The organism is Dactylosporangium salmoneum, assembly GCF_039532525.1.
Lineage (GTDB): Bacteria > Actinomycetota > Actinomycetes > Mycobacteriales > Micromonosporaceae > Dactylosporangium > Dactylosporangium salmoneum.
In genome coordinates this window covers 92943-111357 of record NZ_BAAARV010000006.1, presented here as the reverse complement: position 1 = coordinate 111357, position 18415 = coordinate 92943, and the positions used below count along the sequence as shown (strand labels likewise).

The window sequence follows — 18415 nt, the reverse complement described above, 5'->3', positions numbered from 1 at the left end:
GGCTTGCCTCCATGCTAGGTCGTACCCGTGCCATGCGGGCCGGATTACGGCGCACAGGTGACACGCACACCGGTACGCGCGATGCACGGAAGGAGTGCCAACGGCCAGCATGGCGCCGCCACTAGCGGATGAAGACGAGCAGGGAAAGCGGCCGCCGCTGCTCGGCCGTGGGATGCTACTGCTCTTCATTGCTCTGGTCGGCTGTTTCACCGCTTGGGGCATCGCGCAGGACCTGACCACGCCGATGGTGGCGGGCTTCAAGCGCATCTTCGAGATGAGTACCTTCCAGGCGTCGCTCGTCCAGTTGGCCTACTTCGGCGCCTACTTCCTGCTCGCGCTCCCAGCGGCCTTTATCAACCAGCGCTTCGGCTACAAGACGGGAATCCTCACCGGACTGGGGCTGGCGGCGTTGGGCGCCTTCCTCTTCTATCCGGCAAGCAAGATCATGACGTACGAGGCGTTCCTGCTTGCCTTGTTTGCGATGGCCGCCGGGTGCTCGATCCTGGAGACCTCCGCGAACCCGTACGTCATGTCGCTCGGCCCGGAAGAGACGGCGACCCGGCGGCTGAACTTCGCCCAGGCATTCAATCCGGTGGGAACGAACATCGGTGTGCTGCTTGCTTCGACGCTCATCCTGCCCAAACTCGCGGAACCGGTGGACATCGCGTCGCTGAGTCAGGACCAGCTGCACGCCATCCGCGCCGCCGAGCTCGGCGCCGTGATGGCGCCTTACCTGGGGCTGGCCGTCCTCCTCGTACTCATCGCGGTCGCCATCGCGAGCCAGAAGGCGCCGATCGTCGAGGAGTTTCCCGATGCCGGCCCGCGCACCGGCGGCATCGGCCACCTGTTCGGCGTGCTGTGGCGCAGCAAGCGGTACCGCCTCGGGGTGATCGCCCAGTTTGCGAACATCGCGGCTCAGGTGTGCACCTGGACGTTTCTGATCCAGTATGTGCAGCAGGCACTGGGCGGCAGCCTGCAGAAGGGCGGCGCCTACCTTCAGGCCAGCTTGCTCGTCTTCCTCGGAGCGCGCTTCCTGATGACGTGGGTGATCGGTCGCGTGCGCGCCACCAAAGTGCTCGCCGTGCTGGCCTTCCTGGCGGTGGGGCTCTGCATGTTCGCGATCTCGAGTCCTAACCTCGCCGGGGTCCTCGCCGTGGTCGCCCTGTCCTTCTGTCTGTCGCTCATGTTCCCGACGATCTACGGCGTTGCCCTCAAAGGACTCGGGCCGGCGACCAAGTTCGGCGCCGCCGGCCTCGTGATGGCCATCGTGGGCGGCGCGATCATGCCGCTCGTACAGGGCAAACTCGTGGACAAGACGAGCGCGGCGATCTCCTTCGTCGTCCCGGCCGCCTGCTTCGCCGTCGTCGGGCTCTACGCCCTCTACGACCTCAGGGCCGCGCCCGAGTCCATCCGCAGGAGCACCGGGCCGGGCCTGCCCGGAGGCGCGGCATGAGCCGCTGGGGCCGCGCGGCCGCGGCAGTCGCGGCCATGGCGCTCGCCGTGGCCGGCTGCGGCGCGCAGAAGCCGACGAGCGCCACAACTGACACCAAGCAGCTCGAGGTCGTGTCGTGGTGGACCTCTGGGTCGGAGGCCGCCGCGCTGAACGTGCTCTTCTCCGCCATGCACCAGACAAATCCGAATGTCGACGTCATCAACGCCGCGGTCGTAGGCGGCGCCGGGTCACAGGCGGTCGTGGCGCTGGCCAAGCGGCTACAGAGTGGCAGCCCACCCGACGTCTGGCAGACCTTCGCGGGCAAGTCCGTGCAAGGCTACGCCGATCGCGGCGTCATCCGCGACGTCGCGTCGATCTTCACCGATGCTGACCTGCGCGCGACGATGCAGCCGACCATCCTGCGTTCGCTCATGCACGACGGCAAGCCGTACGGGGTGCCGACGGGTGCCCATCGCAGCAACATGCTGTGGTTCAACACCGGGCTACTCAACCGAGCCGGCGTCACGCTGCCCTCCAGCAACTACTCCCTCGCCGCCTTCCTGGACGGCCTGCAAAAGGTCAAGGCGTCCGGAGCCACCCCTCTGTGTCTCGGTGGCAAGGACCCGTTCACCACCGTCGAGCTGTTCGAGAACGTGCTCCTCAGCACCATCGGGGTGAAGGGCTGGCAGGACATGGCCGGCGACCGCCTCAATTGGCGCAGCGCGCAGGTGCGGACGGCGCTGCGGACCTTCGGCGACATCCTCGCCTACGCCGATCCAGAGGCCGGCACGTTGACCTGGGACGCGGCGACAAAGAAGCTCGCCACCGGTGGTTGCGCCTTCGAGTCCCTGAACGACTCGGCGTACGGCGAGCTGGTCGCCTATGGCGCACAGGAGGGCAAGGACTTCGGAGCTGTGGCGTTTCCCGGCACCGGCGACAGCTTCCTCGCGGTTGTCGACGTCTTCGTGGCCGCGACCAGGGCCAAGAACGCCAAGAACGCCCTCGCCTTCCTCACCGACATCAGCAAGCCAGCGACCCAGATTCCGTTCAGCAAGGCGAAGGGGTCGGTACCTGTGCTCCGCAACGTCGATATCTCGTCCCTGTCCGCCTACCAGCGGGATGCCTCGAAGAGCCTCTGGGGCTCGTCGGTGCTGCTTTCGATCGCCCACGGCGAGGCCATGAGCCCGGAGTTCCAGGAGGGCTTCTACGACGCCGTGTCGACCTACGTGCGTACCCGCGATCCGGACGCCTTCGCCCGAGATCTCGAAAACGCGGTCACAAAGGACAAGATTCCGCCACGCTGACTGACTGTCAGGCGTTGTCGCTCACGGCGCGGAGCCGCAGGTCGCCGAGGCTATCCCGCGGCTTGGACGATCGCCACGGGCACACGCGTCGAACGTCGACGAGTGGGCGGTCGCCCCGGCAGTAGCGACTCCATGAGCACTGGGCCGCTGTCACGGCCGTTCAATGCACAAATGGAGCGTGGCTGTGTCCTGGCTGATCAGGCGGTCGCCGAGATCGGCGGGGTGTCCGCCGGGCGCGGTTTCGGCCCAGGCAGCGCCAGACGGAAAATGTTCTTCCAGACGTTGGCGGTCTGACGAACCAAAGAGCCGGTGTTGTACCGCAGCCCGTAGCGCTGGCACAGGTCACGGACCTTGGGAGCGATCTCGGCGTACCGATTGCTGGGCAGATCTGGAAACAGATGGTGTTCGATCTGATGGCTGAGGTTGCCGGTCATGATGTGCAGCAGTGGGCCGCCGTCGATGTTGGACGAGCCGAGCAGTTGGCGGATGTACCACTCGCCGCGGCTTTCGTCCTCGAGTTGGTCTTCGGTGAAGACCTCCGAGCCGTCCGGGAAGTGGCCGCAGAAGATGACCGCATGCGACCAGACATTGCGGGTGACGTTCGCGGTGAGGTTGCCGAGCAGAGTGGGCAGGAAGGCCGGACCCGCGAGCAGCGGAAACGCGACGTAGTCTTTGACGACCTGGCGGGTGGCCTTGCGCAGGACGCTGCCGAGCTGGGAGAGCACCTCGGCCCAGCTCTTCTCGCCGCGCCAGGCCCGTTCGAGCTCCACGTCGTAGATTGCGATGCCCCATTCGAAGCCGGCCGCCAGGATCGCGTTGGAGAGGGGTTGGGCCAGGTCGATCGGGTGCCACGACTGCTCGGGGCTGACCCGTAGGAATGCGTAGCCGACGTCGCGGTCCTTGCCGAGAATGTTGGTGTAGGTGTGGTGCGCGAAGTTGTGCGAGTGCTTCCACATGTCGGCCGGCGACGCGAAGTCCCATTCCCAGGTGCTGGAGTGGATCTGCGGATCACGCATCCAGTCCCACTGCCCGTGCAGAACATTGTGGCCGATCTCCATGTTCTCCAGGATCTTCGCGACGGCCAGACACGTGGTGCCGGCCAGCCAGACCGGCGGCAACAGCGAGGCCATCAGCAGTGCCCGGCCGCCGACTTCCAGGCCCCGCTGGAGCGTGATGACCCGGCGGATGTATCGGGCGTCGTCATCGCCGAGGTCAGCGATCACCTTGTCCCGGATCTGGTCCAGTTCGCGGCCGATCTCCTTGATGTCGACTTCGGACAGATGGGCAGCCGGGCCGGCGGACGCGGGTGCGGTACCTGTCATCGAAAGGTCTCCCAACTGGTCGCTACAGGTCGATCTCGACGGGGCCTGCGGCCGCCGACACACAGGTTTGAACCAGCTCTCCCTCGTCGCCGTGCTCCCGACCGGTGCGCAGGTCACGTACCCGGCCGGCCCGCAGCCGGGCCACGCAGGTGTAGCAGATGCCCATGCGGCAGCCGCTGGGCATCAGCACCCCGGCGTTCTCGCCGGCGACCAGCAGCGGGGTGGCGCCGTCGGCGTCGGCGTGCCGCTCGCTCACGGTGAACGTCACCCGGCCCCCGCAGGCGCCCGACGTCACGTCGGGCCGGAATCGCTCCACATGCAGCCGGTCGCCAAGCCCGGCGCGTCGCCAGTGCCGCTCGGCCCGCTCGAGCAGACCGGCCGGGCCGCAGGCCCAGACGTCGCGCAGACGCCAGTCCCGGCAGATCCCGCGCAGTTGCGCCATCGTCAGCCGGCCGCCGTCACGGGTGTACCGCTCGTGCAACCGCAACCGCGGAAACCGGGCGGCCAGGGCGCGCAGCTCCGCGCCGAAGATGACGTCCTGCGCGGTCGGCGCCGAGTGCACCAGCACCACGTCCGGCATCTCACCCTGCGCGGCCAGGCTGCGCAGCATCGCCGCCACCGGAGTGATCCCGCTACCGGCCGTTAGGAACAGCAACCGGGCCGGCAATGGCTCCGGCAGTACGAACTCACCCTGCGCCGGCGCGAGGTGGACGATGGTTCCCGGCGCCGTCCGACGCGCCAGGTAGGGCGAGACCAGCCCGTCCCGGGCCGCCTTCACCGTGATCGTGATACACCCGTCGGCCCGCTCCGGCGGCGAGGACACCGAGTAGCTGCGCGCATGCCGCACCCCGCCGACGTCCACGCCGACCCGTACGAACTGCCCCGCCCGGTGCCGCCCCCAGCCACGCCCGGGACGGATCACCAGGCTGGCCGCGTCCACGGTCTCCGGCACGACCGCCTCGACCCGCCCACGCACCTCCCGGGACGACCACAGCGGATTGAGTAACCCGAGATAGTCGTCCGGCAGGAGCGGCGTGGTCAACCACGCGGCGGCCCCGAGCAGGCGGTCGCGAACGCTGAGCCGGCTTGCTCCCCTGACCGCCTCTACCGTGGCCCCGGTCTTGGCTTCGGACGCAAGAGCCAACCCGCGCACCCCCTTCACGTGGACTGTCACCTGCCCTGCCGCGACCGGCACCTAACCTCGCCCTGCGGCTGAGCGACCGGATGACGCCCGGTTGGCCAAGCAACCGGTACGCCGAGATCGCCCTGAAAGTCCGCGACCTCTGCGAATGGTTCGGGTTCCGATACAACACCGGCTCCCTCGCCCACCTGACCGTCGGCGTCTGGAAACCACAGCCCGCCTCGCCCTGCCGGGCCGGAAATCAGCCGGCCGGACGGCAGTAGCCATGGCACCCCGTTACGGACCCGGACCTGCCACCGAGCGACCCGCGCCCCATAGGCGCGGGTCGGCGTTGTTCCGCAGCTCCCTCCGGCAGCCGGGTAACCCGTGCTCAACGATCGAGACCGGCCTTGTCGACGTTGCGGTGGAACCGCATGCCGGCCAGTCCACCGAGCACCGCGCCGACCAGAGCTGCGACGATGGCCACGACCAGGGCGATGATGCCGCCGGTCGTCAGGTCGCCCTCGTTGATCGGGATTCGGGGAAAGCCGTTGAGTTTGCTGAGGATGTCGTACTTACTGCCCAGCAGCGCCCCGATGACGGCAATGATCACGGCGATCGCAATCGACCACACCCAGACGGCGATGCCCTGCTTGATACCGTTGAAGCGCGCCATCCGGCCGGCGACGTAGCCGCCGCAGAAGTAGGCGACCAACAGGATCACCAGCAGCGCGATACCCCCGACGATGCCGATCGTGGTCGTCTGCTGGCCAGCCTTGCTGGCGGCGTTCGTGGCGTTGGTACCGGTGGCCACGCCGACAGCGGTGCCGGCGGCGGCGAGCAACGCCGTGAGGATGACAGCGGTGCCGATGGCGGTGAGCCAGCCGAAGAATGCCGAACCCCACTTGATCCCGCCGTAGCGCTCCTGCCCACGGTCGAGGACCGTGTGCCGGTCCGGGGGCACCGAGCGGGCACCGTCGTCCGGCTCTGCACCATCGAAGCGCGGATCGCGGTCACGGGCGCTACCTGTGTCACGCCGAGCCGGCATGGGCTCGTCTCTCCGCCCGGCACCGGCTCCGTATGCGTCCCGTTCGTAGCTCATCAGTCCTCCAACAGATGGTGGATGATCGCTTGGTCCGGCGACCGCCCACGTACCAACGTCCACCTCGACTGTTGGACGGAACGATCGGCAGGGACGCCGCATCCCGCACACCACAACGGCATCCGTGGTCCCGCGGTGCCTTCACTGTTGCGGGTATGCGGACCAGATCCGTCGGTGTACGCGCCAAGGCCCGAACCAGCTCATGCCCGGCCGCGGGGGTATAGGGGCCGCGGACGCCAGGCTCGCCATGACGGACCGCATGGCGCCGATGTGCACCTCCTGCACTTTCCCGCGTGTGCGGAGGTAAACACCAAACGCCGGCTAGACGCAGACACACTCGTCCGCACGCTGCACGACGTCGGTGCCGCAGTCTGGCCTGGCGGAGACCCACTGACCGTCGCCGCGATCGGCACCACCGCCTACAGCGGCGTCCTCGGCACCCGGATCGCCCGCGCCGGGAAAGTCCCCGCTGAAGGCAGCACCACCCTCAGCCGAAACCCCGGACGCCGTCGCCCCCGCGCAGCAGCTTCGTGCCCTGTAGTGGGCATCCCCGCCTCGCCACCGCGCTCGGCGCGCAGAAGCACGCGTTTGGCGGCGAGGCGGGCCAGCGCCGGTTTACGACCCGAATGCCGCGGTCGGCGAGCAAGTCAGGAGCGAAGCGGGCTTGTTGATGACCTCGCGGTTGAACAGCCAGCCGCAGTGTGCGTACAGCAGCCCCTTGGCAAATGCGAACACGCCGGTGCCGTGACGCCATGGCGCATGTAGGTCGCCCTCGCGGTCGGTGAACGCGTGATTATCGGCCGGTGGCCCGGGCGAGCTTGGCGCCTATGCCGGCGAGCATCCGGCTGGGGCGTTGCTGTTCGCCCTGCTGTGCGCCGAGCGCGACGATCGCGGTGGTGAGGGCGGGAGTGGCCCACTGCAATGCCCGCAGCTGCTGCAGTGTGACGGCGACATCGTGCGGGGTGGCGTCCGAAGGGACGGTACCGCCTTCAGCGGGGACCTTCCCGGCACGAGCCAGCCTGACGCCGAGTACGCCGCTGTAGGCGGTGGTCCCAATCGCGGCGAGGGTCAGCGCGGTCTTGACCACAGTGTTCGCGGTGACGCCGGACTGGCTGAGGACGCGGCCGCGGTTGGCGATGAGCAGTCCGAGTCCGCCGAGCAGGTGCGCGCCGATCGCCGCCGCGGACACCGGTGCCCACCGGGCCCAGCCACGGGCGGCTGTCCGGGTCCGGTCGTCGGGGTCGGTGACGTCCTTCGAGGCACCGTTGAGACCGACCGCGCCCATGAGCGATCCGCCCAGCCAAACCGCGGCGCCGACGTCGTGCAGCGTCCGGACCAGAGTGTGTTCCTGGTTCATGGCATTCTCCCTCACGCGTACGGATGATGTCTGCGTTGCAGACATCAGGTCCTGACACACTCGATGCCCCGTGGGTTGATTTCTACGCCGCTTGCCGAGCTGCTACCGCGATGTCGTCGTGCTTCGGCCGCGTGCTACTGGCGCACGAACCGGTGGTGTGCCCTCGCCGGCCGGTGTACGGGTAACGCCAGGGTCGGCGCCCGGGTTGCGGCGTTCGGGGAGCCGAACCATGCGGCACCGGTCCGGACCGCCGCGGTCGCAACGGTTATCGCAAGCGCGCGAGGGTAGCCCGGCTCCTAGTCGAAATTCGTTCTGGGAGTTCCGGCGCCGCGGTGACGTCGACCGCCATGAGGCCCATCGCGGTACCACCCTTGTCCGCCACCACGTCGCCGTATCGCTCACCGTCCGGCGTGTCCGCTCCGCCGCGGCGCCGAGGCGCTGCTTGGCGTCGTCGACCGCCTCACCAGTACCGCGAGCCACAGCGGCCAGACCAGGTCCAGCGCCGCCACGAGCAGGATGAGCAGCAGCCCGACCCCGAACCAGGCCAGCATCGTCCCTGCCCCGCACAGCCCGCCGCCGAGCCCGGGCCCCGGTTACCCTTCTCGACCAGTTCCACCTTCGCGAGGGCCAGTTGGTCGCGCACGAGCGTCGGAGATCTGCTGTGCGGTGGGCTGCTGCCGGTCGCCGCGATGACACCGCCTCTCGGCCTCCGCGCTGCAGCGCCGTGAGTGGTGGTATCCCGGGCAGGTTGCCGTCCGGGATACCACCTTCCCCCTCCGAATAAAGCATCGATGCGGACAGGCGTGGTCACGACGGCACCACCGCAGCCCGGGGAGCGGCCGGACAGGCCACGAACAACGAATGCAGAAACCCGGTCGTGCGAACCCCCAAGGTGGTCGGCGAGCCGCGATGTCAGCAGGACTCAGCCACCGGGGACCGGGGTGACACAGACACCGTACGCGCCCGCGCCGCCGACGGCTACCGGCCGAACGCCGCGGCGAAGCTCACCGACCGCCCATGAGTCGCCGATCAGACGGCTCCACCACCACACCGCGGACCGGCTCGCTACTGGTTCGCCGACCGGCAAGGGACAGGCTCCGTCCGGAAGTGAGCGCGGCACGCCGACGGCTGCGGCGCGGTCGCCGGGAGAGACGAGGGCGCCGGTGACGGGTGAGCGAGCCAGGCGTCGTTCGCGTGAGAAATCCGGGCGCCATCGCACGGCCAGGTGGCGCTCTGGACATTGTGGTCCACCATCGGGTCGCGCATGACGTCGTCTTTGCCACCCTTGTCGCGGCGATGACACCGACTCAAACGCCCGCCGCGACCTGACCCCCGACAGGCAGGTCGTGCCTGTCGCAGTAGGCAACGACCTGCGGTCGAGCGCGACACATTGCCGGAGCGAGAGCGCCGAGGACCACAGCGCGATACCGCGCTGCTCGCCCCGCACGTGCCGCCCCGCGTCTGACCGCCGTGCCGTTCAGGCGCAGTCGCGGCAGACCTGCACGCCGTGATCGTCGGCGAGCCGGCTGCGATGGTGGATCAGGAAGCATCGTGCGCACCTGAACTCGTCACCACGCATGGGCACGACGGGGACGGACATCTCTTCGTCGGTGGATTCGAGGTCGGATGCCGAGACCGGCCCGGCCACGTCGTCGACGTCGGCGTTGCCGGCCCGGCCCTTGGCGTGCGAGCCCGTGAGTGCGTCGAGCCCGTCGTCGGTGGCCTCGGCCTGGCTCGGGCGGGCCGCGTCGTGGTCGACGTTCATTCGCCGCCGAGTCTCTGGGTGTGCTGCACGCATGTCCGCTCCGAAGGGTGATCGATCGTCTTGGGCGGGCGCCAGGTGGTGCCGCCGACGGGACGCGCTGTGCCTGAAGGCCGCGCCGAGGTCGGAATCCCGGCACGGCTGGAATGGGTGCTCGGGCGTGCCCTCGTGGTGGTGACCCGCGGCCACCTTGAGGAACTTCGGAGCATCCAGCGATGCTCGCACTGCTCGATGACAGGTTGCGGTCGAATCGTCCGATGGGCGCCGCCCCACACTAGCAGGACCGGCGGGTTTGCCCGGGGTGTTACTCGCGGTCCAGGTGGGTCCAGGTGCCTGAAATGACGGCGCCGGCTCCGACGTCGGCGCGACCGGGATGCGGCTCTACCGAAGTGGCCTCGGCGGGTGGCGCGTCGGGGGCCGCCTCCTCGACCGCGGCGGCGACGGCGTGCTGTGCTGCGGCCTCGTCGGGGTCGGTCAGTTCAGTGCCGGGAGGTTCCCGGTCCGGGGTCGGTTCCGCGGCGGGATGGTCGGCGAGGTAGCGCACGGCGGTATTGACGACGGCCAGCAGCGGCACGGCGACGAGGCCGCCGACGAGGCCGGCGGTGACGACGCCGGTGGCGATGGCCAGGATGACCGCGAGCGGGTGCAGGGCGACCGCGCGGCCCATGATGAGTGGCTGCAGGACGTGGCCTTCCAGCTGTTGGACGGCGACCACAATGCCGAGCACGATGAGCGCGGTCACCGGGCCGTGGGTGACGAGCGCGACGAGCACGGCGATGCCCCCGGACAGGGTAGCGCCGACGACCGGGATGAACGCGCCCAGGAATACCAGGGCCGCCAGCGGGACCCGCAGGACCGCCAGGCCGATACCGATGCCGACCGCGTCGACGAACGCCACCAGAACCGTCGCGCGGACGTAGGAGACCAGGGTGTGCCACGAGTAGTGACCGGCGCGCGCTACCGGCACCCGGGCCGGGCGCGGCAGCATGCGGCACAGGAACTGCCAGATCTGACCGCCGTCGCGCAGGAAGAAGAACAGGGTAAACAGCACGACGAAGAAGCCGGCGAGGACCTCGGTGAGGGTCGCCGCGGTGCTCAGCGCGCCGGACGTCAACGCGCCCTGATGCGTGGTGACGGTCTGCCGCAGCTCGTCGACCGCCCCGCTGAGCTGGGCGTCGGACAGGTGCAGTGGACCCTGGCCGAGCCAGGTTTGCACCTGGTCGACGCCCTGACCCACCTGGGTGGCCAAGGCGTCGAACTGGCTGATGAACGTCTGCACGATCAGGGTGAGGCCACCACCGACCACGAGCAGACCGGTGACCAGCACCGTCCCGGCGGCGAGGGAGCGGTTGACGCCACGGCTGCGCAGCGCGGCCGCGGCCGGTTCGAGCAGCGCCGCCAGGAGCAGCGCCACCGCCACCGGGATCACCACGACGCTGAGCACGCCGAGCACCCGCAGCAGCAGGTAGGCGGCGACCACGAACAGGATCACCCGCCACGACCAGGCGCCGGCGATGCGGACGCTTCGCGGAATACCGTCATCGACGGTCGGCGCCGCCTCGACGATCAGCGCCGGTGCGGTCCGACCGGCGGGCTCCCCGCCGATGAACGGCGGCAGGGTGCTGCCGCGACGGGCGGCGATCAGGCGCATCTGCGCCCGGTCACGGGTATGCCTCAGCCAGCTCACGGCGGCAGCTCTCTTCTGGGGAAGTCAGGGGTCACGCCGGGTCGTGCACTACGCGCATCGCCGGAGCCTGCAGCCCGGCCAGATGATGGCGGGGCGATAGGCAGCCCGCCGCGCCGATGACGTAGTTGCGACAGCCGAGCGGAGAGACTGATCGTGTGCCGCGGAGTCCAGACGGCCCACACACTGATACCCGCCGATGAGCGCAACAAACCGCGATGCGGATCCTGGGCACCATGGGCCCGTGCCCTGCCCGCCTGAAGAATCCGCGATCACGACGCCCGGCATGACCGGACGCGGCTCGCGGCCCGCGGCCGGACGTAGCATGGAGATACGTCCACGTTCCATGACCGGTGGCGATTTGGCCGACGCCGGTGAGCGCGCTGCCCTGTGGCATCCAGCGGCCTTGGACGGCCACTCCCCCACTTGGACACACGTCGACAGAAAGGCCTGCCATGCTTGCCGGCGCTCAAACCCCTGAATCGTCCGTCCAGCCCCGCCTCACGCTGGCCGGGGAGCGGATGCCCAACGCCACCCTCAACGGCGGCTGGTGGCCACGTTCGTGGGAGCCCGCTGCCGAGCTGCCGGGTCTGGTTGCGGCGCTCACCGAGCAGTACGGACCGATCCGCCGACTGATCCTCAACAGCCGGGTCTGGCGGACCGGCCTGGAGCCCGCCGCGGTCGGCTCCGGCCCGGTTCCGGTCCGCTGGTTCAGCACGTCGGAGCCGAGTCTGCTGGTCGCGATCACCGAGCCCGGCGATCAGATCAACCTGCTGGTCGTACCGCCCGGCGTCAAGGCCGCCACCGCCCGGGCCGCTCTGGACAAGGCAGCGGATCCGGCCAATCGGCTGCCGGCTCCGGCAATCCTCGCCGTCCTGTCGATCCCGGACGGTCGGGGTCAGCACAGCGGTGGCGACGCAGACCGGGCGGTCGCTGACGACCCGGCCGGATGACGGCCGGGGCTTGACCCCGCACGAGCGCCCGGCATGCAAAGGCTTCCGGACGGCGCAACACGCGCCCGGGAGCCCTCCCCCGGATGCGCGGATAAGGTCAGCAAAACGGTGCCTGGCGTCCGGCCTGCGGCGTGCTCCGGTCGGCCCGAAAGCGATCTATCAACGGCCTCTCCCTCGTCCAACCGCCCCGGGTGTCCTCGATGAAGCCGTAGTCGGCCGGATACTGAGTCGCGGTGCACAGCGTCCAGTCCAGCCGGATTCGACCCGTGCGGCGATCCATCTCGTACTTGTTGCGCGTTCCCCTGGGGAGCTCGATGGTCACGTCGAACTCCATGGCAGGCCCTCCGCTCTCTCGGCGGCGGCGCCGCCTGCGCCGGACCGCAGCCGCCGCGACGGTCTGTCCACTGTAGAGAATATGAGCAAGGACGGGACCCCGCAGGGGGTCCCGTCCTGCGCTGAGCTCGATCAGCTCTTGAACGCGTCCTTGATCTTCTCACCGGCCTGCTTCAGATTGCCGGACGCCTGATCGCCCTTGCCCTCGGCCTGCAGGTCTTCGTCGCCGGTGGCCTTGCCTACGGTCTCCTTGACCTGACCGCCGGTCTCTTCCACCTTGTTGCCGACCTTGTCGTCGAGTGCCATGTTCCGCGCCCTCCCGCTCACCACCACTGCGTCTCGGCTGAGGCGCTGCCAGTGGTTCGCGTTGTCACCCTGAACTTGCCCTGGGCGGACCGGCCCTAAACGGCACGGTGATCAATTATTACGTCGCAGCGCCCGAGCGATCGTCCGGCGCCCGTGCCGTTGGCGCTTGCTTGAAACCTGGCGTGGTCGTGGGGCGTGACGAGGTGGTGAAGACGCAGCGGACTCATCCAACCTCCCCGGCCAGGGTGAGTCCACGGGACCGCGGGCCAGTCAGGTGGTCGGGTCCTCCGAGGTCGCGGCCTGGACAAGATGCCCGATGCGGTCGTCCCCGGAATCCCGCATCGGATGTGCAGCACGCAGGACCGTGGTACGGTGAAAAAGTTGCAGTTGTGAGTACCGAATACTTGGCCAGCGCCTGGTGGGTATCTGATCCCCCGGGCGCTCTTTTGTTTTTCGGTCGTCTCAAGACCTGGGCGATCACCGCCGCGACGCCGGGTCCGGCGAGCGGGCTCAGGATCCTGCCTTCGATGGAGATCACATGACGACCGGTACAGTGAAATGGTTCAACCCCGACAAGGGTTTTGGGTTCATCGCTCCCGACGGCGGTGGCGCGGACGTGTTCGCCCACTATTCGGCGATCACCTCCAACGACTTCCGCAGCCTCGGCGAGAACCAGCGGGTCGAGTTCGACATCGCACAGGGCGCCAAGGGTGCGCAGGCCGCGAACATCCGCGTCATCTGAACCACCTCATCGACACGGGCAGGCCGCCGGGCGGCCGGCCCGCGTCGATGCACCACGTAACCGGACTGCCGCGACGTCTGCGTGTCACCTTGATTCCGCTCATCCCGCGACACGGTCAGTCTGCGCCGGGCGGGACGGCCCTCCTACATTCGGACCGCGATGATGCCGTCGCGGCGGTACCGCCCATCCGGTCCTCGGCGGCGGCGTTCTCCATGCGGGCCCGGGTCGGCGCCGACCGGCGCGGGTGCTGATCGCAGACCGGGCTCCCGCCGCCGCGGCAGGACCGCATGGTGCCGCAGTGGTTATTGTGCATTGTGGACGATCGGTCGATGTCGCAACCCTTCGATGGGGACGCACGCCCATCGAGCATGGGACCTGTCTGCTGTATCTGCTCACCGTCGGCCGCGACAAGGAACTCGTGCTGCGGGTGCGCGGCATTCAGCTCTTCATCCAGCAGATCACCGCGTGGATGGCGGAAGAGTCCGTCCGCGCGCTGACGGTCTCGCGCTTCGGCGACGAGCAGACCTCCGCCCTACTGCTGAACTTCCGGCACGTGGTCGGCGCCCGGCTCGCTCCGTACGGCGAGACGCGCACCGGATCTGTTCCGACCGGCTCGGCCGCGGGCGGCGGGTCGCCGATGGCGAGGTTGTCGCGTCTGTCGCCGGGACCACGCGCAGCGGGTACGGTGACAGCATCCGTGTCTCGTCTGCGATCCCAGCTGCCCTACGGCGGCCGTCGGCGGCGGGCGACTTCTCCTTCACCGGCCGGCACTGCGCAGGCCAGGAGCGGCACGGCTGAAGGAGAACCGGTCATGACCGACGTCGCACCGATCCTGCTCGTCGAGGACGACCCCGGCGACGAACTGATGGCCCGCGAGGCGTTCGAAGACGACGCCGTGCAAACTGTTCTCCACGTGGCGCGTGACGGCGAGCAGGCCCTCGACTTCATCTACCGCCGCGGCGCTCACACTACCGCGCCACGCCCGGACTTCATCGTGCTCGACCTCAACCACCGCCACCCACCAGGACGTCCACCGGCGCAACCTGCACCTACCGCAGACGGCCCCGGCGACCATCAAGCGGCCCGGATGACAGCACCCCTGACCCTCGATGTCGCCACCAACGACGACACGCTCACCATCGCCGCCCACGGCAACCTCGACCTCACCACTTGCCACCACCTGCTCGCCGCCACCACAGACGCCACCGCCACCAATGTCGTCGCCACTATCGTGCTCGATCTCACCGACCTCGGGCTTCTGCGATTCGGCCGGCCTCGGCGTAGGCCGTCGCCCAGTTCCTCGACGCGGAAGCATTCAACCTGGCCAGTATTCTGTGCTCGCCGGCCGGCGCCGCACCCGCCATCGAGGGTGGGTCTCATGCCAACAATGAACGGCAACCGCTGCGTCCATGCCGATCCCCGGCCGGCCGGTCGTCGGCGATGACGATCTCCTACGGATTCCTGAGCACATATCCGCCGACCCAATGCGGTCTGGCGGCCTTCACGGCGTCGACGCCCCGGGACACCTGACAGTCGGCGGCAACGCTCGCCCCTCGCGTCCTCGGTGAATCGGACGGACAGGGGTGGAGTGGGCCGCGCTGCTCCTGACCCTGGTGGATGAGTGTTCGTTGATGGACACGTCCCACCGCCGGCGCCGACGCCGTGACGGCAGCCCGATCAGTTCTCCGGTACCACCTCGATGACCTCCTCGCGCGGTCGGCGGGGCGTCGAGGGTGCCGCGGGGGCGCTCTCGTTGACGCCGAGCCGGATGGTCAGCTGCAGGTGTCCGGCCGGTGCACCGCCGAGTGGTTCGACAGAGTCGTGCATCACCGACGATGCCAGCCCGACGGTTGTGGCCGTGAGCAGGACCGCGCTGAGCGCCTCGCCGGTGCGCAGCCAGTCCGCCCGGGTGTCGTGCGCGGTGGTGAACGCCAGGTACGTGGTGTACCGGTCCTCGCCCCACCCCTGATCATGGAGCGGTCCGGTCCGTGTCATCTTCGGGACTGCCGCCCTGGTCGGTACGGCGTCGCGAGCCGGCGGCATCCGAGAGCCCATCCAGCCGGCCGGGCGATGGGCGTCAGTTGACCATGCCGCAAAGGACGGGACGGCCTTCGGCGACGGCGCCACCGCGTGCAGGTTCACCGCGAACGGCTCCGCCGCCCGATGGAGCAGCGCCGATACCTCCTCCGGCAGCGCCGCGACGCCCAGGAAGGGACGCCGGTCGGTGCAGCGCGTGCGCAGGGCGTGGTGCAGGCGCATCTCTTCGGCGGTCACCTGGTGCGGACCGGTGAGCCTCAGCACGGCCATCAGGTCGGGGTCGGCCGGGTCCTCGATTCGTTCGACGGTGGCCGCGGCCCCGAGAACGGCGAGGACTACGGTGGCGTGGTGCAGAACGGCACCACAGCTGATGGTCATCAGCCGGTCCTGCGGGTCGGCACCGGTCAGCTGACGGGACCGGTTCGCGCGGAGTTCGAGTGCAGTGCCGCGGATGCGCCATAGCCAGGGCTGGGAGTCCTCGATCGACGGTGCCAGACAGGCCACATGGGCCGCCTCGTACAACACGTCCTCGGCCGACAACGGCGCCTGGTGCGGGATCTCACTCATCGCTGCGCCTCCGTTCAGTTTCGCAAACCGGCCCGGAGCTGGGCCAGGGCTTCCCGTAGCAGGCGGGAGACATGCATCGGTGAGATGCCGAGCTCGGCACCGATGCGGGCCTGGGTCATCTCTTCGGAGAACCGCATGGTGAGGATGCGCCGTTGCCGGGGCGGCAACGCGGAGACGAGCACCCCGAGCGTGAGGTGGTCGTCGATGGCGCCATAGCGGGGATCGACGGCGCCTGTGAGGTCGATGAGCTCGGCGCTGTCGTGGCCGGTGACGGACTCGTTGAGCGACGGCAGGCGGTACACCTGGCCGGCGCTGACCGCCGCCCACAGGAGGTCGATGGCGACGTGGAGGTGGTCTGCGAGCTCGGCCGACGTCGGTGCACGGCCACGCAGCTGCGTGAGATGCTCAGTGGCGGCCGGTATCTCGAGGAGGAGTTCCTGGACGGCTCGGGGCACGCGCATGGCCCAGGCGGTGTCGCGGAAGTGCCGTTTGAGCGCGCCGATGATGGTCGGAGCGGCGTAGCTGACGAACAGGGTGGTCCGGTTCGGGTCGTAGCCGTCGACGGCCTTGACCAGCGCCAGCGAGGCGACCTGCCGCAGGTCGTCGTAGCGTTCCCCGCGACCGGCATAGCGCCGGGCGAGCCGCTTGGCCAGCGGCAGGTTGTCCTCGACGGCTCGGGCCCGCAGGACATCACGGTCAGGGTGTTCCAGCGGCAGACGGCCGCGTGCGCGAAGCAGCTGTTCCGTCGGGAACGGGGTATCCCTGGGCAGGCGCAGCCTGGTGAGGGCAGGAGCATTGGAGCCGGTTGCCGGCGGCGCGGGAGGGATGGGCGCGGGCCGCGGTGTGCGTTCGGCTTCCGGGGGTGGTTCGGTGATCGGGGTCGGCACGGCGAGCATAGTCATGGTCCACGCCCCATCAGGGGACAGCCGCAGCAATCGGCAGGGACGGCGCCTCTGTTAAAGCGCCGGGCTCACTGGTCGTCACCGCGAGGTCCAGGCGGCGGAAGAGGCGCTCGGCACAAAGGCTGACGGGCGCGGGGATGCAGATCGCATCCCGCAACCAACCTTACGCTGATCCATGCCGTCCTCAAAGCGGACCCGGACTTCATCGGTCGCGTCGCCGTCGTTGTCGTCCCGAACGCGTGAGGTAGCCTCACCAGCAGTGATGCTGGTCCGGCGTCCGGTCGATACGGGTCCTCAGAAACGCCAGCCGCCGCGGTCACGTCTGCCGCGCCAGGTTGTGGCCGGGCGCCGTTGCCCTGTCGCCGTGACCGGCGCGGTCACGATTGCGCGCCGGCCGTCACCGGTCGGGCTCGTCCCGGCGCACACCACAGATCCGCGTGGATGTTCACGCACCGCCGCTCGAGCTCGGCCACCTGCGGGTCCTCATCCGCGTCGATCGTCTCAGCCGAGGGCGATCAGGCGGTCGTGGTCGTCCAGGGGAAGATCGTCGGCGTAGGCCGAGCGCATCGTTTCGGCCTCGCGGGCGTAGGGTTGGCTTCGACACCTCAGACCCCGGTGACCGATACGTACACCGCCGACGGACCACAGCCCGCTCGGCAAGGTTCGATTCGCGCCGACGCAAGCTGCAGGCTCCCGTGCCGGTCGTCCGGTGGCAGCCGCAGGTCGGGAGAGGGGTCCAGCCATGTTCACCGCCGCACAGCGCGCCACCGTCGTTCCCCCGGAACCACCAACCCACCCGCGGCTGTCGCTCACCGCCGTGCGCGCCACACGATCCGTCCTCGACGGCGGGTGGTGGCCCCGCTCCAGGGACCCGGTGGCAGAACTGCCGGGACTGATCCTGGCCCTGAACGAACGGTACGGACCGATCCGTCAGCTGATGCTCAACGGCCACAGCTGGGACGGCCACTTCCGGCGCCTCGCGGTCGGCACCCGCGTGGTGCGGGCCGGATGGTTCAGCACCGTCGACCCCGCCATATTGATTGCCACCACCGAGCGCGGCGACCAGATCGACCTGCTTGTCGTGCCACCCGAGGTCTCCGCCGCCACCGCAGACATCGCCATGGCCGCAGCCGCCGACCCGAGCAATCAACTGCGCGCTCCCGTCATCCTCGCCGCATCCCGCACCACACCGACCGTCGCGCGCAGCGAAGGCGTCGACGCGACCACCGTCTGGGACAACGAAGGCGGCCACGACGCCCGGGAGGGGCTCGGCAAATACTCACGCGCCGAGGTGACCCACGGCCGGTGACACAGGACTCTTGCTCAATGCTCGGACGGCGACACGCGGACTCCTTTACTCGGCCGGTTTATGCTTGCAGCGACCTGGGAGAACGTGCCTGAGCACGTCGCTGGGGCCTTCGGCTACTGGGGGTCAAGGGGTCGTGGGTTCGAATCCCACCGTCCCCACATAGTAAAAGGCCAGCTCAGCTGG

Annotated in this window: 16 protein-coding genes and 1 pseudogene; 6 read left to right on the top strand and 11 right to left on the bottom strand. The window is 69.1% G+C overall.

Annotated elements, in window-relative coordinates; genetic code table 11:
- Positions 1–109: 109 nt before the first annotated feature.
- Positions 110–1453 carry an L-fucose:H+ symporter permease gene (gene fucP, locus ABD352_RS05365; protein ID WP_344611077.1) on the top strand — a complete coding sequence of 448 codons (1344 nt, stop codon included), beginning with the start codon at positions 110–112 and terminating at the stop codon, positions 1451–1453.
- On the top strand, positions 1450–2736 hold the full coding sequence (locus tag ABD352_RS05360; RefSeq protein WP_344611076.1) for an ABC transporter substrate-binding protein: 1287 nt from the start codon (positions 1450–1452) through the stop codon (positions 2734–2736). Before fucP ends, ABD352_RS05360 begins: the two co-directional genes overlap by 4 nt.
- Positions 2737–2933: 197 nt before the next feature.
- Here the strand turns inward: ABD352_RS05360 and ABD352_RS05355 are convergent, their stop codons facing one another.
- From ABD352_RS05355 to ABD352_RS05325, 7 genes are all read right to left on the bottom strand, one after another.
- Entirely contained in the window at positions 2934–4058 is a 1125-nt protein-coding gene (locus tag ABD352_RS05355; protein WP_344611075.1) for a fatty acid desaturase family protein, read from the bottom strand.
- A gap of 22 nt (positions 4059–4080) precedes the next feature.
- The gene (locus ABD352_RS05350; RefSeq protein ID WP_425553471.1) at positions 4081–5202 is read right to left on the bottom strand and encodes a ferredoxin reductase; all 1122 of its coding nucleotides are present in this window, start codon (positions 5200–5202) and stop codon (positions 4081–4083) included.
- Positions 5203–5569: 367 nt separating this feature from the next.
- Complete coding sequence (locus tag ABD352_RS05345) at positions 5570–6280, bottom strand: hypothetical protein (RefSeq protein WP_344611074.1); 711 nt, start codon at positions 6278–6280, stop codon at positions 5570–5572.
- Positions 6281–7073: 793 nt separating this feature from the next.
- On the bottom strand, positions 7074–7637 hold the full coding sequence (locus ABD352_RS05340) for a hypothetical protein (protein WP_344611073.1): 564 nt from the start codon (positions 7635–7637) through the stop codon (positions 7074–7076).
- A gap of 398 nt (positions 7638–8035) precedes the next feature.
- On the bottom strand, positions 8036–8188 hold the full coding sequence (locus ABD352_RS05335) for a hypothetical protein (protein ID WP_344611072.1): 153 nt from the start codon (positions 8186–8188) through the stop codon (positions 8036–8038).
- A 926-nt stretch (positions 8189–9114) separates the two neighbouring features.
- Positions 9115–9402: a DUF4193 family protein gene (locus tag ABD352_RS05330; protein ID WP_344611071.1), complete on the bottom strand. Its 288-nt coding sequence runs from the start codon at positions 9400–9402 to the stop codon at positions 9115–9117.
- A gap of 301 nt (positions 9403–9703) precedes the next feature.
- Positions 9704–11086, bottom strand: coding sequence for an AI-2E family transporter (locus tag ABD352_RS05325; protein ID WP_344611070.1), 1383 nt, complete (start codon positions 11084–11086; stop codon positions 9704–9706).
- 452 nt (positions 11087–11538) lie between these two features.
- Here ABD352_RS05325 and ABD352_RS05320 point away from each other — a divergent pair, with 452 nt between their 5' ends.
- On the top strand, positions 11539–12036 hold the full coding sequence (locus tag ABD352_RS05320) for a DUF5994 family protein (protein WP_344611069.1): 498 nt from the start codon (positions 11539–11541) through the stop codon (positions 12034–12036).
- Positions 12037–12220: 184 nt separating this feature from the next.
- Here the strand turns inward: ABD352_RS05320 and ABD352_RS05315 are convergent.
- Together ABD352_RS05315 and ABD352_RS05310 are read right to left on the bottom strand one after the other, a co-directional pair.
- A pseudogene (locus ABD352_RS05315) lies at positions 12221–12370 on the bottom strand (inorganic diphosphatase); the annotation flags it as partial.
- A gap of 131 nt (positions 12371–12501) precedes the next feature.
- Positions 12502–12675, bottom strand: a complete 174-nt coding sequence (locus tag ABD352_RS05310) for a CsbD family protein (protein ID WP_344611068.1) — start codon at positions 12673–12675, stop codon at positions 12502–12504.
- 538 nt (positions 12676–13213) lie between these two features.
- Between ABD352_RS05310 and ABD352_RS05305 the strand changes: the two genes are divergently transcribed.
- Positions 13214–13417, top strand: coding sequence for a cold-shock protein (locus ABD352_RS05305; protein WP_344611067.1), 204 nt, complete (start codon positions 13214–13216; stop codon positions 13415–13417).
- A 298-nt stretch (positions 13418–13715) separates the two neighbouring features.
- Positions 13716–14861 carry a response regulator gene (locus ABD352_RS05300; protein WP_344611066.1) on the top strand — a complete coding sequence of 382 codons (1146 nt, stop codon included), beginning with the start codon at positions 13716–13718 and terminating at the stop codon, positions 14859–14861.
- 233 nt (positions 14862–15094) lie between these two features.
- Here ABD352_RS05300 and ABD352_RS05295 read toward each other — a convergent pair whose 3' ends face one another.
- Together ABD352_RS05295 and ABD352_RS05290 are read right to left on the bottom strand one after the other, a co-directional pair.
- Positions 15095–16021 (bottom strand): nitroreductase family protein, encoded by a 927-nt coding sequence (locus ABD352_RS05295; RefSeq protein ID WP_344611065.1) that lies wholly within the window; start codon positions 16019–16021, stop codon positions 15095–15097.
- Between the two features lie 14 nt (positions 16022–16035).
- Positions 16036–16917 (bottom strand): sigma-70 family RNA polymerase sigma factor, encoded by an 882-nt coding sequence (locus tag ABD352_RS05290; RefSeq protein WP_344611064.1) that lies wholly within the window; start codon positions 16915–16917, stop codon positions 16036–16038.
- Between the two features lie 748 nt (positions 16918–17665).
- Between ABD352_RS05290 and ABD352_RS05285 the strand changes: the two genes are divergently transcribed.
- A complete protein-coding gene (locus tag ABD352_RS05285) occupies positions 17666–18232 on the top strand; it encodes a DUF5994 family protein (protein WP_344611063.1) in 567 nt (188 codons plus the stop codon).
- The last annotated feature ends 183 nt before the right edge of the window (positions 18233–18415 follow it).

Coding starts and splice junctions, on each gene's coding strand:
- fucP (WP_344611077.1), top strand. CDS start 110: ATGGCGCCGCCACTAGCGGATGAAGACGAGCAGGGAAAGCGGCCGCCG.
- ABD352_RS05360 (WP_344611076.1), top strand. CDS start 1,450: ATGAGCCGCTGGGGCCGCGCGGCCGCGGCAGTCGCGGCCATGGCGCTC.
- ABD352_RS05355 (WP_344611075.1), bottom strand. CDS start 4,058: ATGACAGGTACCGCACCCGCGTCCGCCGGCCCGGCTGCCCATCTGTCC.
- ABD352_RS05345 (WP_344611074.1), bottom strand. CDS start 6,280: ATGAGCTACGAACGGGACGCATACGGAGCCGGTGCCGGGCGGAGAGAC.
- ABD352_RS05340 (WP_344611073.1), bottom strand. CDS start 7,637: ATGAACCAGGAACACACTCTGGTCCGGACGCTGCACGACGTCGGCGCC.
- ABD352_RS05335 (WP_344611072.1), bottom strand. CDS start 8,188: ATGCTGGCCTGGTTCGGGGTCGGGCTGCTGCTCATCCTGCTCGTGGCG.
- ABD352_RS05330 (WP_344611071.1), bottom strand. CDS start 9,402: ATGAACGTCGACCACGACGCGGCCCGCCCGAGCCAGGCCGAGGCCACC.
- ABD352_RS05320 (WP_344611069.1), top strand. CDS start 11,539: ATGCTTGCCGGCGCTCAAACCCCTGAATCGTCCGTCCAGCCCCGCCTC.
- ABD352_RS05310 (WP_344611068.1), bottom strand. CDS start 12,675: ATGGCACTCGACGACAAGGTCGGCAACAAGGTGGAAGAGACCGGCGGT.
- ABD352_RS05305 (WP_344611067.1), top strand. CDS start 13,214: ATGACGACCGGTACAGTGAAATGGTTCAACCCCGACAAGGGTTTTGGG.
- ABD352_RS05295 (WP_344611065.1), bottom strand. CDS start 16,021: ATGAGTGAGATCCCGCACCAGGCGCCGTTGTCGGCCGAGGACGTGTTG.
- ABD352_RS05290 (WP_344611064.1), bottom strand. CDS start 16,917: ATGCTCGCCGTGCCGACCCCGATCACCGAACCACCCCCGGAAGCCGAA.
- ABD352_RS05285 (WP_344611063.1), top strand. CDS start 17,666: ATGTTCACCGCCGCACAGCGCGCCACCGTCGTTCCCCCGGAACCACCA.